This window comes from Streptomyces sp. NPDC057950 (assembly GCF_042887295.1).
GTDB classification, from domain to species: Bacteria; Actinomycetota; Actinomycetes; order Streptomycetales; family Streptomycetaceae; genus Streptomyces; species Streptomyces kaempferi.
The window spans coordinates 12,107-36,512 of the sequence record NZ_JBHVPP010000019.1; the positions used below are offsets into that span (position 1 = coordinate 12,107).

Annotated in this window: 19 protein-coding genes; 9 read left to right on the forward strand and 10 right to left on the reverse strand. The window is 73.2% G+C overall.

The genetic code is table 11. The features are described from left to right. Nucleotides 1-15: 15 nt before the first annotated feature. The 7 genes from ACFVTC_RS28415 to ACFVTC_RS28445 form a co-directional block, all read right to left on the reverse strand. Nucleotides 16-1,866 (reverse strand): biotin carboxylase N-terminal domain-containing protein, encoded by a 1,851-nt coding sequence (locus tag ACFVTC_RS28415; RefSeq protein WP_390131357.1) that lies wholly within the window; start codon nt 1,864-1,866, stop codon nt 16-18. 11 nt (nt 1,867-1,877) lie between these two features. Further along, on the reverse strand, nt 1,878-3,485 hold the full coding sequence (locus ACFVTC_RS28420; protein WP_390131358.1) for an acyl-CoA carboxylase subunit beta: 1,608 nt from the start codon (nt 3,483-3,485) through the stop codon (nt 1,878-1,880). Next, nucleotides 3,482-5,194: an acyclic terpene utilization AtuA family protein gene (locus ACFVTC_RS28425; protein ID WP_390131359.1), complete on the reverse strand. Its 1,713-nt coding sequence runs from the start codon at nt 5,192-5,194 to the stop codon at nt 3,482-3,484. Before ACFVTC_RS28425 ends, ACFVTC_RS28420 begins: the two co-directional genes overlap by 4 nt. Next, nucleotides 5,191-6,000, reverse strand: a complete 810-nt coding sequence (locus ACFVTC_RS28430; protein WP_390131360.1) for a TIGR03084 family metal-binding protein — start codon at nt 5,998-6,000, stop codon at nt 5,191-5,193. The genes ACFVTC_RS28425 and ACFVTC_RS28430 overlap by 4 nt, the downstream gene beginning before the upstream one ends. A gap of 413 nt (nt 6,001-6,413) precedes the next feature. Further along, nucleotides 6,414-7,370, reverse strand: coding sequence for a DMT family transporter (locus tag ACFVTC_RS28435; RefSeq protein ID WP_390131361.1), 957 nt, complete (start codon nt 7,368-7,370; stop codon nt 6,414-6,416). Nucleotides 7,371-7,517: 147 nt separating this feature from the next. Further along, nucleotides 7,518-8,642 (reverse strand): lipid II:glycine glycyltransferase FemX, encoded by a 1,125-nt coding sequence (locus ACFVTC_RS28440; RefSeq protein ID WP_390131362.1) that lies wholly within the window; start codon nt 8,640-8,642, stop codon nt 7,518-7,520. Between the two features lie 46 nt (nt 8,643-8,688). Continuing rightward, nucleotides 8,689-11,859: an FAD-binding and (Fe-S)-binding domain-containing protein gene (locus tag ACFVTC_RS28445; protein WP_390131363.1), complete on the reverse strand. Its 3,171-nt coding sequence runs from the start codon at nt 11,857-11,859 to the stop codon at nt 8,689-8,691. 190 nt (nt 11,860-12,049) lie between these two features. Here ACFVTC_RS28445 and ACFVTC_RS28450 point away from each other — a divergent pair, with 190 nt between their 5' ends. From ACFVTC_RS28450 to serC, 7 genes are all read left to right on the forward strand, one after another. Then, complete coding sequence (locus ACFVTC_RS28450; protein WP_390131364.1) at nt 12,050-13,753, forward strand: ATP-binding protein; 1,704 nt, start codon at nt 12,050-12,052, stop codon at nt 13,751-13,753. Beyond that, nucleotides 13,750-14,157, forward strand: a complete 408-nt coding sequence (locus ACFVTC_RS28455) for a roadblock/LC7 domain-containing protein (RefSeq protein ID WP_148008979.1) — start codon at nt 13,750-13,752, stop codon at nt 14,155-14,157. The genes ACFVTC_RS28450 and ACFVTC_RS28455 overlap by 4 nt, the downstream gene beginning before the upstream one ends. Next, nucleotides 14,154-14,501, forward strand: coding sequence for a DUF742 domain-containing protein (locus ACFVTC_RS28460; protein WP_148008980.1), 348 nt, complete (start codon nt 14,154-14,156; stop codon nt 14,499-14,501). Before ACFVTC_RS28455 ends, ACFVTC_RS28460 begins: the two co-directional genes overlap by 4 nt. Then, entirely contained in the window at nt 14,482-15,138 is a 657-nt protein-coding gene (locus ACFVTC_RS28465) for an ATP/GTP-binding protein (RefSeq protein ID WP_390131365.1), read from the forward strand. The genes ACFVTC_RS28460 and ACFVTC_RS28465 overlap by 20 nt, the downstream gene beginning before the upstream one ends. Beyond that, nucleotides 15,135-16,343 carry a cytochrome P450 gene (locus ACFVTC_RS28470; RefSeq protein WP_390131366.1) on the forward strand — a complete coding sequence of 403 codons (1,209 nt, stop codon included), beginning with the start codon at nt 15,135-15,137 and terminating at the stop codon, nt 16,341-16,343. Before ACFVTC_RS28465 ends, ACFVTC_RS28470 begins: the two co-directional genes overlap by 4 nt. Before the next feature lie 127 nt (nt 16,344-16,470). Continuing rightward, nucleotides 16,471-17,682: a cytochrome P450 gene (locus ACFVTC_RS28475; RefSeq protein ID WP_390131367.1), complete on the forward strand. Its 1,212-nt coding sequence runs from the start codon at nt 16,471-16,473 to the stop codon at nt 17,680-17,682. Between the two features lie 139 nt (nt 17,683-17,821). Continuing rightward, a complete protein-coding gene (serC, locus tag ACFVTC_RS28480) occupies nt 17,822-18,940 on the forward strand; it encodes a phosphoserine transaminase (protein WP_168528689.1) in 1,119 nt (372 codons plus the stop codon). A gap of 138 nt (nt 18,941-19,078) precedes the next feature. Here the strand turns inward: serC and ACFVTC_RS28485 are convergent, their stop codons facing one another. Continuing rightward, entirely contained in the window at nt 19,079-20,080 is a 1,002-nt protein-coding gene (locus ACFVTC_RS28485) for a WD40 repeat domain-containing protein (protein WP_390131368.1), read from the reverse strand. 137 nt (nt 20,081-20,217) lie between these two features. On the opposite strand from ACFVTC_RS28485, the gene ACFVTC_RS28490 reads away from it, so the two are divergent. Together ACFVTC_RS28490 and ACFVTC_RS28495 are read left to right on the forward strand one after the other, a co-directional pair. Further along, nucleotides 20,218-20,901 carry an SGNH/GDSL hydrolase family protein gene (locus ACFVTC_RS28490; protein ID WP_390131369.1) on the forward strand — a complete coding sequence of 228 codons (684 nt, stop codon included), beginning with the start codon at nt 20,218-20,220 and terminating at the stop codon, nt 20,899-20,901. Between the two features lie 209 nt (nt 20,902-21,110). Beyond that, nucleotides 21,111-22,103, forward strand: a complete 993-nt coding sequence (locus ACFVTC_RS28495) for an aldo/keto reductase (RefSeq protein WP_390131370.1) — start codon at nt 21,111-21,113, stop codon at nt 22,101-22,103. A gap of 317 nt (nt 22,104-22,420) precedes the next feature. On the opposite strand, the gene thpR is transcribed toward ACFVTC_RS28495, so the two are convergent. Further along, nucleotides 22,421-22,993: an RNA 2',3'-cyclic phosphodiesterase gene (thpR, locus tag ACFVTC_RS28500; RefSeq protein ID WP_390131371.1), complete on the reverse strand. Its 573-nt coding sequence runs from the start codon at nt 22,991-22,993 to the stop codon at nt 22,421-22,423. Nucleotides 22,994-23,030: 37 nt separating this feature from the next. Then, the gene (locus ACFVTC_RS28505; protein WP_390131372.1) at nt 23,031-24,296 is read right to left on the reverse strand and encodes an MFS transporter; all 1,266 of its coding nucleotides are present in this window, start codon (nt 24,294-24,296) and stop codon (nt 23,031-23,033) included. Nucleotides 24,297-24,406: the final 110 nt, after the last annotated feature.

Consider the following 24,406-nt stretch of genomic DNA (forward strand, 5'->3'; position numbering starts at 1 on the left):
GGTCACCCGCGGCCCTTATCCGGGCACGTCGTCGTCCACGACCGCCAGCAGCGCCCCCATCTCCACCTGCTGGCCGGGGATCACGCGCAGGGCGGTGAGGGTGCCGTCGGCCGGGGCGGAGATCCTGTGCTCCATCTTCATCGCCTCCAGCCACAGCAGGGGCTGGCCGGCTTCCACCCGGACTCCTACGGCGAGGCCCTCGGCCACCCGGACCACCGTGCCGGGCATCGGCGCGAGCAGCGAGCCGGGGGCGTGGTCGGCGGTGGGTTCGGGGAAGCGGGGCAGCGCGGTGAGGGCCGTGGAGTTCACGTACACCTGGTCGCCGTGGCGTGCGACCCGGAACCGCTTCCGCACACCGTCCGCCTCGAGGACGACGAGACCGGCGGCGGCGCTCACGACGCGCACCCCCTCGGCGGTCAGCCCCTCCCGGGTGTGCCGGTAGCGGACCTCGTGTTCCTGTCCCGCCATGAGGTAACGCCTGATCTGCGGCTGGGAGGGCAGATTGCGCCAGCCGCCGAACCGGGAACGGCCGGGCGCGTCGGCGAGGGCGGCGGCCAGCGGCGCGTACGGGTCGGCGGCGGGCGGCGTGAGAGCGGCGAGGTGACGGTCGTAGAACCCGGTGTCCATGCGGCCCTCGGCGAACTCCGGGTGCCGCAAGGACCGTACGAGCAGATCCCTGTTGGTGACCGGGCCGTGGACGTCCGCCCGCTCCAGAGCACCCGACAGGGTGCGCAGGGCCTGCGCGCGCGTCGGGGCGTGGGCGACGGCCTTGGCGAGCATCGGGTCGTAGTGCACACCGATCCGGTCGCCGTCGCCGTAGCCGGTGTCCAGGCGTACCCCGTCCGGGACGGCGAGGCGGTACAGGGTGCCGGTCTGCGGGGCCCAGGCGGCCGCCGGGTCCTCCGCGTACAGACGGGCCTCGACCGCGTGCCCGCGCGCGGGGGGCGGGGCGTCGTCGAGCGCGGCGCCCTCGGCGACCTGGATCTGCAGCGCGACCAGGTCGATCCCGAACACCGCCTCGGTGACGGGGTGTTCGACCTGGAGGCGGGTGTTCATCTCCAGGAAGTGGGCGGTGCCGTCCGCGATCAGGAACTCGACGGTCCCGGCGCCCACGTAGTCGACGGCGCGGGCGGCGCGTACGGACAGGTCGTACAGCGTGTCGGTGAGCGGCTGTCCGAGCCCGGGGGCCGGGGCCTCCTCGATCACCTTCTGATGGCGCCGCTGGAGCGAGCAGTCGCGCGTGCCGAGCGCCCAGACCGTGCCGTGCGTGTCGGCGAGGATCTGGACCTCGACGTGCCGGCCGCCCTCCACGTACGGCTCGACGAAGACCTCGCCGTCGCCGAAGGCGCTGAGTGCCTCGGCCCGCGCCGCCTCCAGTTCCGTTTCCAGGGCGGCCAGTTCGCGCACGATCCGCATACCGCGCCCGCCGCCGCCCGCGGCCGCCTTGACCAGCACCGGAAGGTCGTCCGCGGTGACCTCCACCAGTGGGGCGAGACCCATCAGCTTCTTGGCGCGGGTCTTGGACGCCATCGCCTCGATCGCCTCGGGCGGCGGCCCGATCCAGACCAGGCCGGCGTCGAGGACGGCCCGCGCGAAGTCCGCGTTCTCGGAGAGGAAGCCGTATCCGGGGTGCACGGCGTCCGCTCCGGCGTCGAGGGCCGCTTTCACGACCAGGTCGCCGCGGAGGTACGTCTGCGCGGGTGTCGCGCCCGGCAGCCGCACCGCCGCGTCGGCCTCCCGTACGTGCAGGGCGTTCTCGTCGGCGTCCGAGTGCACGGCGACGGTCCGGATCCCGGCCTCCCGGCAGGTGCGGAAGACTCGGCAGGCGATCTCGCCCCGGTTGGCCACAAGGATGGAACTGATCATGGGGAGGGACCTCACATCCGGAAGACGCCGAAGCCGCCGCGCGCGCCCTCGTAGGGCGCGGTGTGGATCGCGGACAGGCACAGGCCGAGGACGGTGCGGGTGTCACGGGGGTCGATCACCCCGTCGTCGTACAGCCGCCCGGACAGGAACATCGGGAGGGACTCCGACTCGATCTGCTGCTCCACCATGGCGCGCAGGGCGGCGTCGGCCTCGTCGTCGTACGGACGGCCCTTGGCCGCCGCCGACTGCCGAGCGACGATGGACAGGACGCCGGCGAGCTGCTGGGGGCCCATGACGGCGGACTTGGCACTGGGCCAGGAGAACAGGAAGCGCGGGTCGTAGGCGCGTCCGCACATGCCGTAGTGGCCGGCTCCGTAGGAGGCGCCCATCAGGACGGACAGGTGCGGGACACGACTGTTGCTCACCGCGTTGATCATCATCGCGCCGTGCTTGATGATGCCGCCCTGCTCGTACTCCCTGCCGACCATGTAGCCGGTGGTGTTGTGCAGGAAGAGGAGCGGGATGTCGCGCTGGTTGGCGAGCTGGATGAACTGGGCGGCCTTCTGCGACTCGGCGCTGAACAGCACGCCCTGGGCGTTGGCCAGCACCCCGACCGGATAGCCGTGCAGCGACGCCCAGCCCGTCGTGAGGCTGGTCCCGTAGAGGGGCTTGAACTCGTCGAAGTCCGAGCCGTCGACGATCCGGGCGATGACCTCGCGCGGGTCGAAGGGGTGCCTGAGGTCGCCGGGAACGATCCCCAGCAGCTCCTCCTCGTCGTACTTGGGCGGGGCCGCGGGTCCCGGGTCCGGGTACGCCTTGCGGTGGTTGAGCCGGGCGACGACGCGCCGGGCCTGCCTGAGGGCGTCCCGCTCGTCGACGGCGAAGTAGTCCGCGAGACCCGACACCCGCGCGTGCATCTCGGCGCCGCCCAGGGACTCGTCGTCGCTCTCCTCGCCGGTGGCCATCTTCACCAGCGGCGGACCGCCCAGGAAGACCTTCGCCCGCTCCTTCACCATGATCACGTGGTCGGACATGCCGGGGACGTACGCGCCGCCGGCGGTGGAGTTCCCGAAGACGACGGCCACGGTCGGGATGCCCGCCGCCGACAGCCGGGTCAGGTCGCGGAAGATCGCGCCCCCGGGGATGAAGATCTCCTTCTGGGACGGCAGGTCGGCGCCGCCCGACTCGACGAGGCTGATGCAGGGCAGCCGGTTGGCGAGGGCGATGTCGTTGGCCCGCAGCGCCTTCTTCAGGCTCCACGGGTTGCTGGCACCGCCGCGCACCGTCGGGTCGTTGGCGGTGATCAGGCACTCCACGCCCTCGACGACCCCGATGCCGGTGACGAGCGAGGCTCCCACCGTGTACGCGGGGGCGTCGCTCCCCCAGGCCGCCAGCGGCGACAGCTCCAGGAAGGGTGTGTCGGGGTCGAGCAGCAGCTCGATGCGCTCGCGGGCGAGCAGTTTGCCGCGCTCCCGGTGCCGGGCGACGTACTTCTCACCGCCGCCCGCGAGCGCCTTGGCGTGCTCGGCGTCCAGCGCGGCGAGCTTGGCGAGCATGACGTCGCGGTGGGCGGTGTGTTCGGGGCTGTGGGCGTCCAGGGCGGACGCGAGGACGGTCACAGGAGTGCCTCCGGTATGTCCAGGTGGCGGGAGCGGAGCCATTCGCCCAGGCCCTTGGCCTGGGGGTCGAAGCGGTGCTGGGCGGCGACCCCCTCGCCGAGGATTCCTCCGACGACGAAGTTGAGGGCGCGGAGGTTGGGCAGCACATGGCGGACGACGTCGAGACGGCCGCTCTCGGGGATCAGGCTCCGGAACCGGTCGACGGTCAGCTCGTGGGCGAGCCAGCGCCACGCGGCGTCCGAGCGGACCCAGACACCGACGTTGGCGTCGCCGCCCTTGTCGCCGCTGCGGGCACCGGCCACCAGACCGAGGGGGGCGCGGCGCGTCGGTCCGGCGGGCGGCGGCTCGGGCAGTGCGGGCCGCGGCGCCGGTTCCAGGGCCAGGGTGTCGCGGGCCGGGTCCACCGGCATCCGGCGCCCGTCCGGGAGGACCGCGACCTGCTCCACGGCGTCCTGGGGGACGCGGGAGTCCTCGAACACCCCGTACGGCGAGCCCTTTCCGGGCGGCGCCAGGACGTGGAAGCCCGGGTAGCTCGCCAGGGCCAGTTCGACGGCCGCCCCGCCCAGCGTGCGGCCGACCGCGTCCTGGTCGGGGTCCCGTACGACGAGACGGAGCAGGGCGCTCGCGGTCTCCTCGGTGGGAGCGTCGGGCCGGTCCGTGCGGGCCAGCTCCCAACGGATCTCCCCCGGGCGGGACTTGGCGGCGTCGAACGCGGTCTCCATCTGGTCCCGTACGAGCGCGGCCTTCGCCTCGATGTCCAGCCCGGTCAGGACGAAGACGACCTCGTTGCGGAAGCCGCCGAGACGGTTGAGGCCGACCTTGAGGGTGGGCGGCGGCGCCTCGCCCCGCACGCCCGAGATCCGGACCCGGTCGGGACCCTCCTGGGTGAGCGTCACCGAGTCGAGGCGGGCGGTGACGTCGGGGCCCGCGTAGCGGGCGCCGGACGTCTCGTACAGGAGCTGCGCGGTGACCGTGCCGACGTCCACGACGCCGCCCGTGCCGTCGTGCTTGGTGATGACGCTCGTGCCGTCCTCGTGGAGTTCGGCGAGCGGGAAGCCGGGACGGCGCAGCCGCTCCGCCGGATGGTCGCCGAAGAAGGCGTAGTTGCCGCCGGTCGCCTGTGTGCCGCACTCCAGGACGTGCCCGGCGACGACGGCGCCCGCGAGGCGGTCGTACGCGTCCGGGGCCCAGCCGAAGTGGGCGACGGCAGGACCGGTGACCAGTGCGGCGTCCGTGACCCGGCCGGTCACGACGATGTCCGCGCCCTCGCGCAGACAGGCGGCGATCCCGGCACCCCCGAGGTAGGCGTGCGCGGCGATCGTGCCGGGGTGGGCGCGGGTGAGGTCGTCCCCCTCGACATGGGCGACGCGTACGGGGATGCCCAGCCGTCCGGCCAGCTCCCGCACGGCGCCGGCGAGTCCGGCGGGGTTGAGGCCGCCCGCGTTCGCCACGACACGGACACCCCGCTCGTGCGCGAGGCCGAGGCACTCCTCCAACTGCCGCAGGAAGGTGCGCGCATAGCCGCCCGCCGGGTTCTTCAGACGGTCGCGGCCGAGGATGAGCATCGTCAGTTCGGCGAGGTAGTCGCCGGTGAGGACGTCCAGGGGACCGCCGGTGAGCATCTCGCGCATCGCGTCGAAACGGTCGCCGTAGAAGCCGGAGGCGTTGCCTATGCGCAGGGGACGCGGGGAGGGGAGGGAGCCGCTCACCGGCCCGGCTCCGCGGTCCGCGCCTCCTTCGGCCGCCGCCCGTCCCCCGGCGGCCCCGCGAAGGCCTGGGCGATGTCCAGCCAGCGGTCGGCGTCGGGGCCCTGTGCCCGTACGGCGAGGTCGGCGCGGTGGGCGCGCTGGGTGACCAGGAGACAGAAGTCGAGGGCGGGACCGGTGACCCGCTGGGGAGCGTCCTCGGGTCCGTACGTCCACAGCTCGCCGGTGGCGCTCACGAGTTCGACGCGGAACTCCCCGTCCGGCGGGGTGAGCCCGCGTACCCCGAAGGCGAAGTCCCGTGCCCGGACACCGATCCGCACCACGTGCCGGAGCCGGTCCGTGGGGGTGCGCGTCACCCCCAGCGCGTCCGCCACGTCCTGGCCGTGGGCCCAGGTCTCCATCAGCCGGCCGGTGGCCACGGAGGCGACCGACATGGGCGGGCCGTACCAGGGGAAGCGGGTTCCGGCGGGGGCCGCGCGCAGGGAGTCCTCCAGCGCCCCGCGTCCCGAACGCCAGCCGGCGAGCAGCGCGGCGGGCGGCCGGGCCGCGCCCTCCTCGGCGCCCTCGTCCACGAATCCGCCGGGTGAGGCGATCGCCTTCTCGACCTCCTTCGCGAAGGCATCGGCGTCGGTCACGGCGAGCAGCGCGGAGCGGTCCGTCCAGGCCAGGTGAGCGATCTGATGGGCGACGGTCCAGCCCGGGGCCGGGGTGGCGAGCCGCCAGCCCTCCTCACCCAACCCGCCTACCAGCAGGTCGAGTTCCTCGCTCTCCCGATGCAGATCGTCGAGCACGGACGACAGGTCGGACACGATGGCGCTCCCTCGGGGCACGACGGTGTGCGGGGTCTTGCGCGGTGCGTCCTGGAGCATGGCAGCGGGCGGAGAAACAAGCAAGCGTGCTTGCATTGATTCGAGGGCGGGACGTCCAGGGCGGGTGCGGACGCGCTCCTGCCTCCAGTCCCCTCGCCAGGGGCGCCGCGCCCCCTGGACCCCCGCATCGCCCGAAGGCCTCGCCCTCGAACGCCGGACGGGCTGGATATGCGGGCCCGCGCTGGATGGTTCCGGACGGGGGCATGTCTTTCAGCCCGTCCGGCGCTTGAGGACGAGGCACTCAAGGCCGGAGCGGGGGTCCGGGGGCGGCAGCCCCCGGAGAGGGGGCGCGCCGGAGTGCGAGCGGCCAACAGCCACGCCCAGCTCCGTTCCTGGTCACCCCGCGGACGCGGCTACGCGGAGCTCGCCCGTCCCCGCCCCACCTGGGTCCGTACCGCGCCCATGCTCGCCGCGATGACGAGGGCGATCGCGAGGGCCTCGGTGGCGGAGAGCGCCTGATGCAGGACGAGGAAGCCGGCGGTCGCGGCGACGGCCGGTTCCAGGCTCATCAGGATGGCGAAGGTGGAGGCGGGAAGGCGGCGCAGAGCGAGGAGTTCGAGGGTGTAGGGGAGGACGGAGGACAGGACGGCGACCGCGGCCCCGAGCGCCACGGTCGTCGGGTCGAGCAGCCGCGTCCCGGACTCGGCGATCCCCAGCGGCAGGAACGCCACCGCCGCGACCACCATGGCGAGCGCCAGCCCGTCGGCTTGCGGGAAGCGCCGGCCCGTACGGGCGCTGAAGACGATGTACGCCGCCCACATCGCGCCGGCCGACAGCGCGAAGGCGACGCCCGCCGCGTCGAGGCTGCCGAAGCCCCCGCCGCCGAGCAGGAAGACCCCGCCGAGGGCGAGGCCGGCCCAGAGCAGGTTCAGGGCGCGGCGGGAGGCGACCACCGAGAGCACCAGCGGGCCCAGCACCTCGAGCGTGACGGCGGGGCCCAGCGGGATGCGGGCGACCGACTGGTAGAAGAGGCCGTTCATCGCGGCCATGGTCAGCCCGAAGAGGAGGACCGTGGTCCAGTCGGCCCGGGAGTGTCCGCGCACCTTCGGCCGGCAGATCACCATCAGCACGATCGCGGCCACCAGCAGCCGCAGGGTCACCACTCCGAGCGCCCCGGTGCGCGGCATCAGGGTCACCGCCAGCGCGCCGCCGAACTGCACGGAGATGCCTCCGGCGAGGACCAGGCCGACGGGCCCGAGGCCGCCGCGCCGGGCCGGGGAACCGCCGCCCGTACCGGGCAGGGGTGCCATCACCGGGGCGACCGGGGTCGCGGACGCCGGGGAGGACGGGACGGCGCTGGGGGTGTTCACGGTGCCTTCCAGGGGCTCGACTCGAGGTGCGTGCAGCACGCTGCACTTTCCGGTCCAGAGTAATGGACTCGGTCAGGCGCGTGAACCCTGGACGACCCTGTCTCGTTGCTCACAGCGGCCCTCCCGGTCCGCGTGGGCGCACAGGTCTCAGCGGCGGGCCATGTACAGGTCGAGGGCCCGGTGGAGCACACGGTTGAGGGGGAAGTCCCACTCGCCGAGGTACTCGACGGCCTCGCCGCCCGCGCCAGCCTTGAAGCGGAGCAGGCCGAGGAGGTGGTTGGACTCCTCGAGGGTGTCCGTGATGCCGCGGAAGTCGTACACGGCGGCGCCCAGTTCGTGGGCGTCGGTCATCATGCGCCACTGGATGGCGTTGTTGGGCTGGACCTCGCGCCTGCGGCTGGTGGAGGCGCCGTAGGAGTACCAGACGTGGGTGCCGACCGTCAGCATCGTGGCCGCGGCGAGAACCTCGCCGTCGTGGTGCGCGAGGTAGAGCCGCATACGGTCCGGGTCCTCGGCGGTCAGGGCGGTCCACATGCGCTGGAAGTAGGGCAGCGGGCGGGGGATGAAGCGGTCGCGCCCGGCGGTCTCCGCGTAGAGCTCGTAGAACGCGGGCAGGTCGTCGTGACCGCCGCGCACGACCTTCACGCCGGCCTTCTCGGCCTTCTTGATGTTGCGCCGCCACTGCTGGTTGAAACCACGCTGGATCTCCTCCAGCGGCCTGCCGCCGAAGGGGACCTGGAAGACGTAGCGCGGCTGCCCGGCCGCGAACCCGTCCTCGGCGCCCGCCTCGGCCTGCCGCCACCCGCGGTTGCGCAGCCGCTCGGCAACACCAGCGGCGGCCGGGTCGTACGTCGTCGCCTCCGTGTCCCCGAGCCGGCGCGCGGCCGGGTCGGCGATCGCCGCCTTGACGGCGTCGGCGCTCCACCGGCGTACGACGACGGGCGGCCCCATCTTCACCGAGAAGGCGCCCCGCCCCTTCAGATACGCGAGCATCGGGTCGAGCCAGCGCTCCACGAGATCGGCCGCGTACCAGTCGACGACCGGCCCCTCCGGGAGATAGGCGAGGTACCGCCGCACCTTCGGCAGCGGCCGCAGCAGCACAAGACCGGCCCCGACGAGCCGGTCCTCCCCGTCGAACCACCCGAGGCTCTCCGCCCGCCAGTCCGGCTTCACCTCACCCCAGGACGGCACCTGCATATGGCTGACCGAGGCCCGTGTCGCGACGAACGCCAGATGCTCTTCACGGGTGATGGCCTGCAGGCGGAGCCTCATGCGCGGCACTCCTCGGTGAGGGGGATGGCTGGGAACGGCAGGGTGGTCAGCACATGTCGCCATTCTCGTGCCCACGCCCGTGGCCCGCCCGTCGGCCGGGGTCGTCGAGTGCCTCCGCCAGCACCTCCGCCAGGTGCCTCCCGCCGCGGCCCGTCAGCTGCTCCAGCTGCGTACGGCAGGAATAGCCGTCCGCGAGGAGCACCGCGTCGTCGCCGGCCGCCGCCACCGCCGGGAGGAGCCGTTCCTCCGCGCACGCCACCGACACGTCGTAGTGGCCCTTCCCGAAGCCGAAGTCGCCCGCGAGGCCGCAGCAGCCGCCCGCGAGCGAGCCGGTCAGACCCGCCGCCGCGCGCAGTCGGCGGTCGGCCGCGTCGCCGAGGACGGCGTGCTGGTGACAGTGGGTCTGGCCGACGACGGGGCGGTCCAGCGACGGCGGCGACCAGTGGGGCGCCAGCCGTTCCAGCGCCTCGGCGAACGTCAGCACCGCCGAGGCCAGGCGCGCCGCGCGCGGGTCGTCGTGGAGGAGCTCCGGGAGGTCCGTGCGCAGCGCGGCGGCACAACTCGGTTCCAGGACGACGACGGACGGGGGCCGCGGGTGGACGTCCGGATCCAGGAAGGCACCCATCAGGTCGAGCGTGCGGCGCATCACCGCGCGGGCGAGGTCGAGCTGGCCCGTGGAGACGTACGTCAGCCCGCAGCAGACCCGCCCCGCGCGGCCCACCGCCCACGGGGCCGGCCCGTCCGGCGTGCGGCCCGCGCTCGGCACCCCGGCCGTCGCCCCCGTCGCTCCCGTCGCCCTCTTCTTGGCGCCCTTCACCTTCTTGTTCTTGTTCCCGCCGCTCCTTCCCGGGCCCGCCAGCTTCCTCATCGCCACCGTCGGCGTAAGCATCACGTCCACGCCGGCCGCCTCCAGCACCCGCACGGCCGCCCGGCCCACCGAGGGCGAGAGGTGCTCCGTGAAGGTGTCCGGCCACAGGAGGGCCACCTCCGCCGGGGCGTCGGCGCCGTTCCCGTCGACGCCGTTCCCGTCCGCGCCGTCGGTGCCGTACCCGTCGGTCCCGTTCCCGGCGGCCCCCGGCACCCCCTCGCGCATCATCCGCCGCACCCGCTCCTTGAAACGCCGCTGCCACCACCGGCTGAACGTCTCGGGCGCCAGCCGCGGGATCTGCCGCTCCGGTGCGATCCCGGCCAGCCGCTTGGCCACCGCGGCCGGCGGGCGCAGCGAGGACAGCGCGTTGAGCGGCCCGGCGGTCCTGGTCCGGGCGACCAGCGCGAGCCACTCGGGCAGCCGCCCGAGGGCGTAGTGCGCGGCGGGGCGGCGCCGGCCCGCGTAGTGGTGGTGCAGGAACTCCGCCTTGTACGTGGCCATGTCGACGCCGACCGGGCAGTCGGAGCGGCACCCCTTGCAGGACAGGCACAGGTCGAGCGCGTCACGGACCTCCGTCGACCGCCAGCCGTCGGTGACCACCTCGCCCGCGAGCATCTCGTGCAGCAGCCGCGCGCGTCCCCGGGTGGAATGCTCCTCCTCGCCCGTCACCCGGAACGACGGGCACATGACACCCGCGTCGGCGGGCGTCGTCGTGCGGCACTTGGCGACCCCCACGCATCGGCGCACGGCCGCGGAGAAGTCCCCGCCGTCCGCCGGATATCCGAACGTCACGTCCACCGGCTCAGGCGGCAGCACGGCGAACCGCAGGTTCTCGTCCAGCCGGTGCGGGCGCACCAGCATTCCGGGGTTGAGCAGGCCGTCCGGGTCCCAGAGGTCCTTCGCCCGCTCGAAGAGGCCGACCAGTTCGGGACCGTACATGAGGGGCAGCAGCTCGGCCCTGGCCTGCCCGTCGCCGTGCTCGCCGGACAGTGAGCCCCCGTGCGAGACCACCAGTTCCGCCAGTTCCCGCGAGAAGCCGCGGAAGCGCGCGATCCCCTCGCTCGTCAGCAGGTCGAAGTCGATACGGACGTGGATGCAGCCGTCCCCGAAGTGCCCGTACGGCGTCCCGCGCAGCCCGTGGGCCGCCAACAGGCCCCGGAAGTCCCGCAGATACGCGCCGAGCCGGGCCGGCGGCACCGCGCAGTCCTCCCAGCCGGGCCACGCCTCTCCCCCGTCGCCCGGCATCCGGGTCGCCGTGCCGCTCGCGTCCTCGCGCAGCCGCCACAGGGCACGCTGCCCGGCCGGGTCGGTGACCACGGCGGCGTCGAGGACGTCGGCGGCGCGCAGGACCGCCTCGGCACGCGCGCGGGCCTCCCCCGCGTCGGCGCCGCCCGTCTCGACGAACAGCCAGGCTCCGCCCCGCGGCAGCCCCGCGCCGGGCGGTACGAGGTCCGCGGCCATCCCCTCCACCGTGAGCGGCCCGAGCGGCAGCAGGCCGGCGGCCGCCTCCGCCGCCGCGCCCTCGTCGGCGTACCCGAGCACGGCCAGCGCCGTCGCCCGCGGTGCCTCGACCAGTCCCACGACCGCTTCGGTCAGGATGCCCAGCGTGCCCTCGGATCCGCAGAAGGAGCGGGCGACGTCCGCGCCCCTCTCGGGGAGCAGGGCGTCCAGCGCGTAGCCGGAGATACGGCGCGGCAGATCAGGGAAGCCGGTGCGCAGGCGCGCCAACTCGCCCTCCACCAGGGCGCGGAGGCCGGGCGGGGCGCCCTGCCAGTCCCGGCCGAGCCTGCGGGCCTGGGCCCGGCCGGTGAGCACGGACAGCTCGCGCACGTTGTCCGCGGTCGTGCCCCACGCCACGGAGTGCGACCCGCACGCGTTGTTCCCGATCATTCCGCCGAGGGTGCAGCGACCGTGGGTGGAGGGGTCGGGGCCGAAGCGCAGGCCGTGCGGGGCGGCGGCCTCCTGGAGGCGGTCCAGGACGACGCCGGGCTGTACGACGGCGGTGCGCGCCCCGGGGTCAAGCGCAACGATCCGGTTCATGTGCCGGGTGAAGTCGAGGACGACGCCGGTGCCGGTCGCCTGGCCGGCGATCGAGGTGCCGCCGCCGCGCGCGACGACCGGCACCGCGAACGCGCGGCACACGGACAGCACGGCCGCCACGTCGTCGCTGTCGCGCGGGGCCACCACACCGATGGGAACGCGCCGGTAGTTGGACGCGTCCATGCTGGTCAGCGCGCGTGCGGTGGCGTCGAAGGAGACCTCGCCGCGCACCTCCGCGGCGAACCGTTCGCGCAGTGCGTCCCGCAGTTCCCGAAACTCCGCCGGTCCCCGATCGCCAAGATCCGTCATGCCTCCAGGATGGCCCCGGACGGCGGCTCCGGGCGGTATCCGGGGCGTCCGAATCGCGGTCCGATGACGGGACCGGATGCTGAACCTTCCCAATGCGATCACGAACTCTCATATAGTGACGGCGAATTGAGTATCAGGTGTCGCCTCTCGCCCAGGAAACGACCGAGGACACGGACCGAGGACAGGACTCATGACCGCGCCCAGCCCCTCCGGCGAACGACCCACCCTTCGCGCCACAGCGCCCGCACCCCTGCTCACCGCCGCCCTCGCGGCGCTCGCGGTGGTCGGCGCGGTGGCGACCGCGCCGAACTCCGCCCGGGTGCCTGTCGCCTGGGTCACCGGGACGGCCGCCGTGCTGCTCTGCGCGGCCGTCGCGATCGCCACCCGCGCCGTACGGACCGCGCAACTGGCACGCCGCCGCCTCGACACCGTGAGCCAGGACGTCGGGCGGCTCCTGCAGGAACGGGCCCGCCAGGCCGAGGAGTTCCACCAGGAACGGACCCGGTTCGCGGAGGAGTCCGCCCGTGACCGGACCCGGACCGCCGACGCCGAGGCCCGCGAACGCGCGCGCCTCACCGCCGACTTCGAGGCCGAACGGCAGCGGCTCGGCGCCGACATCGCCGAGGAGCAGCGGAGGTCCGCCGAACTCGCCGCGCAGAAGACGCACCTGGCCCAGCAGGTCCGGCAGGCCACGAGCGACCGCGCCGCCGCGATCTCGGCGACCGCCAACGCGGCCGGCCGCATGCAGGCCCTCTCCACGGCCATGCTCGCCGACCTGCGCGCCATGGAGGAGAAGCACTCCGACGAGGAGGTCCTCGCCGACCTCCTGCACCTCGACCACCGCACCGCGCAGGCCGGCCGTCTCGCCGACTCCGTCGCCGTCCTCGCGGGCGCCCGCTCCGGCCGCCGCTGGGCACGGCCCATCGTCATGGAGTCGATCCTGCGCGGCGCCATGGGGCGCATCGGCGGCTACCAGCGGGTGCGCCTGCACTCCTCCAGCGACGCCGCCGTCGCCGGACACGCCGCCGAGGGCGTGATGCACGCGCTCGCCGAACTCCTCGACAACGCTGCCAACTTCTCGCCGCCGACCGCCGAGGTCCATGTGTACGTCGAGGAGGTCCCGGCCGGTGTCATCGTCTCCGTCGAGGACAGCGGCCTCGTCATGGGCGACGTCCAGCTGCGCCGCGCCGAGCGCGCCGTCTCCGGTGACGGCGCCGAACTGGGCGGCCTCACCGGCACCCGGCTCGGCCTCGCGGTGGTCGGCCGGCTCGCCCGCAAGCACGGCCTGAAGGTCTCCTTCCGGCCTTCCGCCCGCGGCGGCACCGGCGTCCTGGTGCTCATCCCCCAGGACCTGCTGTCCCTGCCGTCCGCGCCGACGGCTCCCCAGGCCGCGCCCGCCGAGACACCGGCCCCCGCCGGACCCCCCGCCCCCGTACCCGCCGAGGACCGCACCGCCGCGGCCGGGGACCACTCCGCGGCCGAACCGGCGCGCCCGGTGTCGTACGCCGCCGCCCGGTCCACCGAGGACCTCGACCCGGACCCGGTCCCCACCCACGACTCCCCCCGGCACGAGGACGCCGATCCCGCCGCCGGCAGCCTGCCCAAGCGCCGCCGCGGCCGCACCCTCGCGCACGCCGAGCGCAGCCGCGCCCGCCTCGCGGACCAGGCCCCCGAACCCGAACCCCGCGTCACCGACTCCAAGGTCACCGCCGCCCGGTTCAGCAGTTTCCGCCAGGCCGTCCGCGGCACGGCACCGGACCAGGCCGCGGTGCAGGGGACCGTGCCCGAAGACTCCGTACGCGCCCCGGCGTACACCCCCGAGAACGCCGTACGCGACGAAGCAGCCGTACGGGACACCCACCCCCCGCACCCGGAAGGCGACACCACTTCATGACCGGCACCACCACCGCCGACGAGAAGCTCTCCTGGCTCATCGAGGGCCTCCTCGAGCGCACCCCTGGCGCCCGGCACGCCCTCGTGCTCTCCCGCGACGGCCTGAAGCTGTGCCGCACCCCGGAGCTCACCGTCGACCGGGCCGACCAGCTCGCCGCGATCGCCGCGGGCATCCAGTCGCTGTCCCACGGCGCGTCCGTGGAGTTCGGCGACGGCAGCGGCGGCGTGCGGTCGGCGATGACCGAGTTCTACGGCGGGGTCCTGTTCATCGTGGAGGCCGGTGACGGCGCCCACCTCGCCGTGGTCACCGCCGAGGACGCGGACGCCGGCCTGGTCGGGCACAACATGAGCGAGCTGGTGGAGCAACTCGGCGAACACCTGAGCGCGCAGCCCCGGACGTCATGAGCCGTCCGGGCAGGGACGACGCGCCCGACCGGCTGTACACCCTCACCGGGGGACGCAGCCGTTCCGGGCCGGACACCCCGTTCGACCTCGTGACGCTCGTGGTCGCCGAGTGCGACCCGGTCCTGGGCATGCAGTCGGAGCACGCCGCGATCCTGCGGCTGTGCGAGCGGCCGACGGCGGTCGTGGAGATCGCCGCCGTGCTGAAGCTGCCGGTGTCCATCACCCGGGTCCTGCTCTCCGATCTGCTCGCCGCGGGCCGGGTCAGCGCCCGCCACCCGCAGAAGGCAGCACTACCCGATCCCGACATCCTGGAGCAGGTGCTCGTTGGACTACGCAACCTCTGACGCGAGGACCCCGCTGGGCGCCACCGCCGACAACGGTCTGAAGATCGTGGTCGTCGGCGGTTTCGGCGTCGGCAAGACGACCCTGGTCCGCTCCGTGAGCGAGATCCGTCCCCTCAACACCGAGGAGACGATGACCCGGGCCGGTGAGGCGATCGACGACATCAGCGAGGTCCGCGGCAAGTCCGCGACCACCGTCGCCTTCGACTTCGGCCGCATCACTCTCGACGCCCGCAACGTGCTGTACCTGTTCGGCGCGCCCGGCCAGGAACGCTTCTGGTTCCTGTGGGACCGCCTCTTCTCCGGCACCCTCGGCGCGGTCGTCCTCGTCGACACCCGCCGCATCGACGACTCCTGGTACGCGATCGACCGCCTGGAGCACCACGGCACGCCGTTCATCGTCGCCTGCAACGACTTCGGCGGCCCGGGACACACCCCCGCCGAGATCCGCGAGGCCCTCGACCTCGACCCGCACGTCCCGCTCATCGACTGCGACGCCCGCTCGCGGGAGTCCAGCAAGCGGGTGCTGATCACCCTGGTCGAACACCTGAAGACCGTGTACGCCGCCGCGGCCCAGACCACCGCCCCGGCCACCCCGGCCACCGAAGAAGTCTCCAAGTCCCCGGAGTTGGCCCTGTGACCTCCGCCCCCGTGCCCCTCAGCGGGCCCCGGTTCCAGACCGAACCGGCCGAGCTGTACCGGGAGATGCGGCGCGACCACGGTTCGGTGGCGTCCGTCGTGCTGGACGGCGACATACCGGCGTGGCTGGTGCTCGGCTACCGCGAACTCCACCAGGTCACCGGCGACCCCGTGCTGTTCAGCCGGGACTCCGACCTGTGGAACCAGTGGGACCGCATCCCCGACGACTGGCCGCTGCTGCCGATGATCGGCCGCAAGCAGCCCTCCATCCTCTACACGGTCGGCGAACGCCACCGTGAGCGCGCCGCGATGATCAGCGAGGCGCTGGAGGCCGTCGACCCCTTCGAACTGCGCACCCACGCCGAGCGGTTCGCCGACGGACTCATCGACGCGGCCTGCGCCAAGGGCGAGATCGACCTCGTCGGGGACTACGCGGCACTGCTGCCCGTACGGGTCCTCGCGACGCTCTACGGCTTCTCCGAGGAACAGGGCCCCGGCCTGGTCACCGCCCTCAACGACATGATCAACGGGCGGGAGGGGGCACTCGCGGGACAGCAGCACCTCGCCGGTTCCATGGCGCGGCTGCTGGCCGACCGCAAGGCCGACCCCGCGAGCGACGTCGTCTCCCGGATGCTCGCCGACACCTCCGGCTTCACCGACGAGGAGATCATCCAGGACCTGATGGTCATGATGGCCGCGGGCCACCAGCCCACCGCGGACTGGATCGGCAACTCGCTGCGTCTGATGCTCACGGACGACCGCTTCGCCGCCTCCCTCTTCGGCGGCCGCAACAGCGTCGCGGAGGCCATGAACGAGGTCCTCTGGGAGGACACCCCCACCCAGAACGTCGCCGGCCGCTGGGCCTCCCGCGACACCCAGCTCGGCGGCCACCGCGTCCGCGCCGGCGACCTGCTGCTGCTCGGCCTCCAGGGCGCCAACTCCGACCCGCAGGTCCGCACCGACGGCTCCGCCCTCACCGGCGGCAACAACGCCCACTTCTCCTTCGGCCACGGCGAGCACCGCTGCCCGTTCCCGGCCCAGGAGGTCGCCGAGGTCATCGCGCGCACGGGCATCGAGGTCGTACTGGACCGGCTGCCCGACATCGACCTGACGGTACCCGCCGACTCCCTCACCCGCCGGCCCTCACCCTGGCTGCGCGGCCTCACCGAACTCCCGGTGCGCTTCACCCCCGTACCCGCACTGTGAGACTCCACCGCGCCCGGCCGGCCCGCGTGTCCGGCCGGGGTCCGCGGGGGCCTCGGCGGCATGCGCCGTCGCCACGGCCCCCGCGACGACGCGGCAACCCCACCCCGGCTCCTGGAGGCATCCCCGCATGACCGCACGTATCGCCCTCGACCCGTTCGTGTCCGACCTCGACGGCGAGAGCGCCCGGCTGCGCGAAGCCGGTCCGCTGGCCGCCGTGGAACTGCCCGGCGGCGTACCCGTCTGGGCGGTCACCCGCCACGCGGAGGCCCGCGCGCTGCTCACGGACCCCCGGCTGGTGAAGGACATCAACGTGTGGGGCGCCTGGCAGCGCGGCGAGATAGCCCCCGACTGGCCGCTGATCGGCCTCGCCAACCCCGGCCGCTCCATGCTGACGGTCGACGGCGCGGACCACCGCAGGATGCGCACACTGGTGGCCCAGGCGCTGACGCCCCGCCGGGTGGAGCAGATGCGGGAGCGGATCACCAAGCTGACGCAGGGGCTGCTCGACCAGCTCCCCGCGGACGCCGGCGTCGTCGATCTGAAGGCCGACTTCGCCTATCCGCTGCCCATGTACGTCGTCGCCGACCTCATGGGCATCGAGGAGTCCCGGCTGCCCCGTCTCAAGGAACTGTTCGAGAAGTTCTTCTCGACGCAGACCCCGCCGGCCGAGGTCCTCGCCACCCTCACCGAGCTGGCCGGGATCATGGCCGACACCGTCGCGGCCAAACGCGCCGAACCCGGCGACGACCTGACCAGCGCCCTGATCCTCGCCTCCGAGAACGGCGACCACCTCACCGACGAGGAGATCGTCTCCACCCTCCAGCTGATGGTGGCGGCGGGACACGAGACCACGATCTCCCTCATCGTCAACGCGGTGGTCAACCTGTCCGCCCATCCGGAGCAGCGCGCGCTCGTCCTTTCCGGTGAGGCGGACTGGTCGGCGGTGGTGGAGGAGACGCTGCGCCATTCCACCCCCACCTCGCACGTCCTGATCCGCTTCGCGACGGAGGACGTGCCGGTCGGCGACAAGGTCATCCCCGCGGGTGACGCGCTGATCGTGTCGTACGGCGCGATCGGGCGGGACGAGAACGCCCACGGCCCGACGGCCGGGGACTTCGACATCTCCCGCACCACGGAGAACCGCCACATCTCGTTCGGCCACGGTCCGCACGTCTGCCCGGGTGCGGCCCTGTCCCGGCTGGAGGCGGGCGTCGCGCTGCCGGCGCTGTACGAACGCTTCCCCGCCCTCGACCTGGCGGTCCCCGTCACGGAGTTGCGCAACAAGCCCGTGGTGACCCAGAACGACCTGTTCGAACTGCCGGTCCGGCTGGCCCCGTAGCTCTCCCGCGGCCCTCCTCGTGGCTCTCCACGGGGGCGGGCTCGGCGCCGTGATCCCCCAGCAGCCACGGGCCGGCCGGGTCGTCTCATCGAACGGACACGCTTCCGTCCGGTTTCACCGAAGAGATACCCTCCGGCTCGTGGCTGACATCCAGATCCCCGCTGACATCAAGCCCGCCGACGGACGCTTCGGCGCCGGCCCCTCCAAGGTGCGGACGGAGGCACTGGACGCGCTGGCGGCGACCGGCAGTTCTCTGCTCGGTACGTCCCACCGCCAGGCGCCGGTCAAGAACCTGGTCGGGAGGGTCCGGGAGGGTGTGCGCGAACTGTTCTCGCTGCCCGACGGGTACGAGGTCGTCCTCGGCAACGGCGGCTCCACCGCGTTCTGGGACGTGGCGACCCACGGCCTGATCGAGAACAAGTCGCAGCACCTCAACTTCGGTGAGTTCAGCTCCAAGTTCGCCAAGGCCGCCAAGCTCGCCCCGTGGCTCGCCGAACCCACCGTGATCGTGTCCGACCCGGGCACCCACCCCGAGCCCTCGGCCGAGGCCGGCGTGGACGTGTACGCCTTCACCCACAACGAGACCTCCACCGGTGTCGCCGCCCCCGTCAGGCGGGTCGCGGGCGCCGACGAGGGCTCCCTCGTCCTCGTGGACGCCACCTCCGGCGCCGGCGGCCTGCCGGTCGACATCGCCGAGACGGACGTCTACTACTTCGCCCCGCAGAAGTCCTTCGCCTCCGACGGCGGCCTGTGGATCGGGGTCTTCTCCCCCGCCGCCATCGAGCGCGCCGAGCGCGTCCACGCGTCGGGCCGCCATGTGCCGGAGTTCTTCTCGCTCCCCACGGCGATCGACAACTCCCGCAAGAACCAGACGTACAACACCCCGGCCCTCGCCACCCTCTTCCTGCTCAACGAGCAGCTGGAGTGGATCAACGGCCAGGGCGGCCTGGCCTGGTCCACGGCCCGCACCAAGGACTCCTCGACCCGGCTGTACACCTGGGCCGAGGACTCCAAGTACGCCACCCCGTTCGTCACCGACGCGGCCAAGCGCTCGCAGGTCATCGGCACGATCGACTTCGACGACGAGATCGACGCCGCCGCCGTCGCCAAGGTCCTGCGCGCCAACGGCATCGTCGACACCGAGCCCTACCGCAAGCTCGGCCGCAACCAGCTGCGCGTCGCGATGTTCCCGGCCATCGACCCGGCGGACGTCGAGGCGCTGACGAAGTGCGTCGACCACGTCATCGAGAAGCTCTGACCTCGGTCGTACACGGAAGGGGCGCCCGGCACTCGCCGGGCGCCCCTTCCTCCATGTCGTCTCCCGACGCCGTGCGGGTCACCACCGGCGCTCCCCCGGACCTGAGGCCCGCACGGCTCCCGGCTCCCGGCTCGCTCCCTAGGACCTGCGCCGCAGCCGCCTCACCCCGAGGACCACCACCAGCACGGCACCCACCGCCAGCGCCCCCTTGGCGCCGGAACCCAGGCCACCGCCCCCGTCACCGCCCGCCGACGACGACGAACCACCGCTCTTCGAAGGGGACTTGGAGTCGGAGCCGCCCCCGGGAACCGAACCGGGCTGCACCGGGCTGTCCTTGCCCTCGCTCCCGTACATCAGCTCGGACCCGTCGGGCGTGTACGTGACGGACTCGCCCTGTCCCTGCAGCGGAACGTTCAGCCGCCCCTGCCGCTTGGGCCTCCCGTCGTTCCAGGTGTACACGATCCCGCCGAAGTACCCGCGCAGCGCCAGCTGTTCGCCGTTCGGCGAGAAGGCGCCGTCGGTGACCCAGAGGTCGATGGTGGCGACCCTGCGGAACACGTTCGTGCCGGAGGGGGAGAGCTGTGCGGGGCCCTCGTACAGGTGGCCGCCGTCCTCGTTCTTGTCGGCGATGTAGACCCGCCCGGTCTTCGGATGCACCATCAGCGCCTCCGCGTTGCGGGGCCCGTCCGCGTACTTCACGACGTACTGGGTGGCCCGGATCGTCTGGTCCTTGAGGACCTTCGGCTCGGGCAGCTTGTAGATCCAGACGTGGTTCCAGGTGCCGCCGAGGTTGTCACCGATGTCACCGACGTAGAGATCGCCGTCCGGGCCCAGCGAGATGGCCTCGACGTCGCGAGGGGCGCCGACCCCGCTCATCGTGACGGTGGCGACCGTCTCGCCGGTCCTGCTGTCGACGGCGTAGAGGTACGGGCCGTCGTCGCTGTCGTTGTGCGTCCAGTAGATACCCGGATGCAGGTGCGAGGCGGCGAGTCCGCTGGACTCGGTGATCCGGGGGTCCTTGATCGTGAATCCGCCGTCCCCGCCGTCGGCGACGGCGGGCGCCGACAGCGCGACGACGAGAGCGGCTCCGGCGGCCACCCGGGCGGCGGCTGCGGCAAGGTACGAGGGCGATCGGCGCATGGCCCAAGCCTGCCATCTCGAACGGACTTTCAGTTCGATCTGCGCCACCGGCCGGCCCCGCACCGCGTCCGCGGGGCGTGTCCAGCCTCACACCCCCGGCGGTCATGCCCCCCGGACCGATCGTCCATGATGAGCGGATGCTCAGGTTCATGCCCGTCGGCGACTCCCAGACGATCGGGAGCGCGGGGGAACACACGTGGCGTTACCGGATGTGGCAGCACCTGCGCGCGACGTACGGGGGCCCGTTCCGGATCGTCGGCCCGCGCGAGACGCTGTACGACAAGGCGACCGAGTCCCCCGACTCGTACGAGTACGCGGAGCCGGACTTCCCGCAGGCCCATCTCGCCGGCTGGGGCGAGGGCTGGATCCACATGGTCCCGCTGATCCGGGACGCGGTCCGCGCGCACCGCGCCGACGTGCTCCTGGTCTCCCTCGGCCTGATCGACCTGGGCTTCTACACGAACGCGGAGCAGACGGCCGGGAACGTCCGCGCCTTCGTCGCCGAGGCCCGCGCCGCGAACCCGCGGATCCGGATGGCCGTCCTGCCGGTGATACCGAACGTCCGCGCGCAGTCCGACGCGCCCTTCGCCGCCGCGCTGGCCTCCTTCAACGACTTCCTCGCGAAGGCGGTCGCCGACCTCGACGAGCCCCGCTCCCCCCTGCTGCTCGTCTCCCCGCCCCCCGGGTACGACATCCACCTCGACACCTACGACGGCACCCACCCGAACGAGAGCGGCGAACACCGGATCACGGAGGCCTTCGCGGAGGCCATGTACCAGGCGTGGGACCTCGGGGAACCGTACGCGGCCGAGAGAGCCTGACCGAATCCCGGCGCACCCGGATCACCGTACCCACGTCGAACCGCTGGGCCGCGCTGGGCCGCATGAGCCGCGCTCGACCGGGTCGCGGCCGGGAGAAGTGCCACGATGACCGTCCTCGAGGACAGGACCGGTGCCGCGGCCCCAGGTGCTGTCCCCGCGTGCGTCCCACTCTTGCCTAGAGCGCACTCCACGCCGTTGGGTGGGGAGTCATGAAGTACACGCAGCTCGGACGCACGGGACTCAAGGTCAGCCGGCTCGTCCTCGGCACCATGAACTTCGGTCCGCAGACCGACGAGGCCGACAGTCACGCGATCATGGACGCGGCACTGGCCTCAGGGATCAACTACTTCGACACGGCGAACGTGTACGGCTGGGGCGAGAACAAGGGCCGTACCGAGGAGATCATCGGGAACTGGTTCGCCCAGGGCGGCGAGCGGCGCGACAAGGTCGTGCTCGCCACCAAGGTGTACGGCAACATGGCCGCCGAAGGCGACGCCTGGCCCAACCACGACAAGCTGTCCGCGGTCAACATCCGGCGGGCGGTCGACGCCAGCCTCAAGCGGCTCCGGACCGACTACATCGACGTCTACCAGTTCCACCACGTCGACCGCAGCACCCCCTTCGAGGAGATCTGGCAGGCGATCGACGTCCTGGTCCAGCAGGGCAAGATCCTCTACGTCGGCTCCAGCAACTTCCCCGGCTACAAGATCGCCCAGGCCAACGAGATCGCCGCCCGCCGCGGCGGCACCATCGGCCTCGTCAGCGAGCAGTGCCTCTACAACCTGGCCGAGCGACGCGCCGAGATGGAGGTCATCCCGGCCGCTCAGGAGTACGGGCTCGGGGTCATCCCCTGGTCCCCGCTGCACGGCGGACTGCTCGGCGGGGTCATCCGGAAGGAGGCGGAGGGCGGCCGCAGGGCGGGCGGCCGGGCCGCCGAGTCGCTGGCCAACACCGCCATCCGCGCGCAGATCCAGTCGTACGAGGACCTGCTCGACAAGCACGGGATCGAACCCGGCGAGGCGGCACTGGCCTGGCTGCTGACCCGCCCCGGCGTCACCGGCCCCATCGTCGGCCCGCGCACCGCGCAGCAGCTCGACTCCGCCCTGCGCGCCGTCGAACTGGAGCTGTCGCAGGAGCTCCTCTCCGCGCTGGACGAGATCTTCCCGGGCCCGGGTCCCTCCCCGGAGGCCTTCGCCTGGTAGCACGCCCGCGCAGGGCGTCGTCAGGGGTGCGGGAACCACGCGGCCGGTCCCACGCGGACAGGGCCCGCGGTTCCCGCGCCGTCCGGCGGGGCCGGGCCGTCCGCGACGCTCCCGGAGGCTCGCGGCTCTTCCCGCGGCTCCCCGGCTCGCCCGGCGCCTCCGCGGCGCGGGGCGCGCCGAGCGCGGGCGACCGCCGCTACTTGACCGCCGCCGCCAGCGCCACCACGACGAACATCAGCACGAGCACACCGGCCATGATTTGGTTTCGGGTCTTGGGATTCACGCCATTGAGGTTAACCGGCGGCCCCCGGCCCTCTTCAGCCGCCCGCCCCGGCCAGAGCCCAGCGCGCCACCGTCTCGTAGCGCGGCTGCTCCCCCGGGACCCCCGACCTCGGCAGATTGCTGCGTACGAGACACAGCTCGCCCGCCGTCCAGGGGCGCCCGGCGAAGTCGTCCAGGGCGGTGACGTACGCCGTGAAATCCGCGGCCTGCCTGCTGCGGGCCACCGTCAGATGCGGGCGGTAGCGGCGGTGCTCCCCCATCGGGACGCCCGCTCTGCGCGCCGCCGCCTCCGCGCGGTCGGCGAGCAGACGCAGGGTGGTGACGTCTCCCGACACCCCCGCCCACAGGGCCCGGCCGCCGAAGTGGCCGCCGCCCCGGAGGGCGAGCGGGACGGGGGGCGTACGCCGGGCGGCCCGGGACAGCCGGTCCGCGAGGGGACCGGTGAGCTCCTCCTCGACCTCGCCGTAGAAGGCGAGTGTGAAGTGCCACCCCGGGCGGCCCGTCCACCTCAGGTCGTCCGCGCCCGGCAGCCGGTGCAACCCGTCCACCGCCGCGCCGAGTTCACGTACCGCTTCCTCGGGTGGCAGCACGGCCGCGAAGAGTCTCATGACGCCACTCTCCCAGGGTCGGGGGCATGGTTGCCGCTCAGGTCGCGGCCGCCGCCCGTTCCCTGGGGACGAAGCGCACCCGCGGACGGCCGCGGTGCCAGCCGACCCACAGGCGCAGGCCGCCCACGCGGGCCAGGACCAGGCCGACGGCCGTCGCGGCGGCGGCCGAGACCAGACCGCCGAGAGCGAAGCCGACGCGCGGACCGTAGGCGTCGGTGACCCAGCCGACCAGTGGCGCCCCCAGCGGCGTACCGCCCACGAAGACCATCATGAACAGCGCCATGACGCGGCCGCGCATGACGGGGTCGGTGGCCATCTGGACCGTGGTGTTCGCCGTGACGTTGACCGTCAGCCCGAAGACCCCGATCGGGACCATGAGCAGCGAGAACAGCCACAGCGACGGCACCACGGCCGCCACCGCCTCCAGCAGGCCGAAGGCCAGCGCCGCCGCGATCAGTACGCGCAGCCGGGCCGTGCCGCGGCGGGCGGCGAGCAGCGCGCCGGCCACCGAGCCGACCGCCATCAGCGTGTTGAAGAGGCTGTACGCGCCGGCGCCCGCGTCGAAGACGTCGTCCGCGTAGGCGGAGAGCCAGACCGGGAAGTTGAAGCCGAAGGTGCCGATGAAGCCGACGAGCACGATCGGCCAGACCAGGTCGGGGCGGCCGGCGACATAGCGGAGACCTTCGCGGAGCTGGCCCTTGCCGCGGGGCGCCCGCTCGACCATGTGCAGGTCGCGGGCGCGCATCAGCAGCAGACCCGCGATCGGGGCCACGAAGGACATCCCGTTGAACAGGAACGCCCAGCCGGTGCCCACACCGGTGATCAGCACGCCCGCGACGGCGGGGCCGACGAGGCGGGCCGACTGGAAGTTGGCGGAGTTGAGGCTGACCGCGTTCTGCAGCTGGCCGGGACCGACCATCTCGGAGACGAAGGACTGACGGGCCGGGTTGTCGACGACCGTGGCGAGGCCGACGGCGAAGGCCGCCAGGTAGACGTGCCAGACCTGCACGTGACCGGAGAGGGTCAGGAAGGCGAGCGCGAGCCCGGTGAGGCCCATGGCCGTCTGGGTCGCCAGCAGGGTGGGCCGCTTGGGGAGACGGTCGACCAGGACGCCGCCGTACAGCCCGAAGAGCAGCATCGGCAGGAACTGCAGCGCGGTGGTGATACCGACCGCGGCGGAGGAGCCGGTGAGGCTGAGCACCAGCCAGTCCTGGGCGATGCGCTGCATCCAGGTGCCGGTGTTGGAGACGACCTGTCCGAGGAAGAACAGCCGGTAGTTCCGGATCCTCAGGGAGCTGAACATCGAGGACGACGACACCGCCGAGGGCGACGGGCGTACTGAGGGCGCCGAGTGCGGCGGAGGTGCCGAGGGCGCGGCGGCCACCGGGGCCGAAGGGGTCCGGGAAGCGGAGG